The sequence below is a fragment of the Bartonella sp. TT119HLJHH genome (genome assembly GCF_042193385.1).
Classification (GTDB): domain Bacteria; phylum Pseudomonadota; class Alphaproteobacteria; order Rhizobiales; family Rhizobiaceae; genus Bartonella.
On the sequence record NZ_JBHILS010000147.1, the window covers coordinates 1 to 573 of the forward strand.

1 pseudogene is annotated in these 573 nt (G+C 39.3%); it reads left to right on the forward strand.

From position 1 onward, the window contains the following. Window positions 1-573: pseudogene (locus tag ACFIJL_RS09855) on the forward strand (adhesin); the annotation flags it as partial.

The following is a 573-nucleotide window of genomic DNA, read 5'->3' on the forward strand; positions in this document are numbered from 1 at the left end:
TGATACGAAGGTTATTACTATTGGCAAAGAAGTAGAAGGTACAGAACTCAATATTGCCAACAGTAAGAAAGAAGACCGGACACTTTCAGGTGTTAAGGCAGGAGTGCTTTCAGCAGAATCGACAGAAGTTGTAAATGGCTCTCAGTTATTTGCGACTAATAAAAATGTTACGACAGTGAGTACTAATCTAGACAGTGTTTCTAAAAATACATCGAGCTATTTTGGTGGTGGTGCTGATGTGCTCGTAGGTAATCTTCCGACGTATGTTGTTGGTGGTCAGTCATATCATGATGTTGGTTCAGCCTTTAGCGGTGTTGATACATCGCTGACAGATCTTCATAATGAGCTTTCTAAAAACAGCAATGAACTTACACAGACCATTGAGCAGAATGCTTTGTTGTGGAATGATGAAGCCAATGCCTTTGTAGCACGTCATGTAAAGAACAAAGAGAAAGATGGTCAAGTTATAGCGGAACAAGAAAACAGCAAATTAAAGTTTCTATTAGATGGAGAAATTTCTAAAGGTTCGACAGAAGCGATCACGGGCAATCAGCTTTATTCAATGAATCAGAC